Below are 570 nucleotides of genomic sequence, written 5' to 3'. Positions count from 1 at the left end.
GAAGACGGCATACGAGATAGATCAAGTTATGGCTGGATATTAGTACTTACCGCAAATTTGAAGACCTCTCATTGATACAGTTCTACCATGAGTTATGGGCTCGGAACTTGTTCTTTAAGGAATATCGAGAAGATTTCGAGAGCAAAGAACTTATGGTGTATTTCTCGAAAATATTCAGCGGTAATCCCTTTTTGATCGAAGAAGGGCAATTGGGATACATGGCTCCTGCCAACAAGCTCTTTCAACCGCCACATTTTTTTCTAACCACACTTGACCGACTCGCTGAAACGAGCATTATTGCAATGCAGCGTGGAGGATTTGTTTGGCATGAAGGTGATAATTATTCTATAAACAGAGAGCTTCGGGAAGAATCATTATCAGATATTATGCCAGATCAGTTTTCAAGAACAGTTATGTTCGAAATTGATCTTGCGAGTGGTACAGACGAAGAAATCGCTGAGTCGCTTAAAACAGCTCTCCCTCAATGGCGTAAAGTGAAGGGTATCGATGAGAACCCATTAGAGTCAGTTCGCTTTGGATATGGAACGATCAAGAAGTTAATCAGCTATC

The 570-nt window shown here is 41.1% G+C and carries 1 protein-coding gene; it reads left to right on the top strand.

Annotated elements, in window-relative coordinates:
- Positions 1-20 precede the first annotated feature (20 nt).
- Positions 21-570, top strand: a 550-nt coding sequence (locus AK59_RS01000000124005) for a DUF6387 family protein (protein ID WP_032618796.1), incomplete at its 3' end; no start/stop codon positions are given.

It is taken from the genome of Enterobacter sp. T1-1 (assembly GCF_000710795.1).
Lineage (GTDB): Bacteria > Pseudomonadota > Gammaproteobacteria > Enterobacterales > Enterobacteriaceae > Enterobacter > Enterobacter cloacae.
Note: the sequence above shows the minus strand (reverse complement) of the source record. Positions and strands in the feature narration are given on the sequence as shown.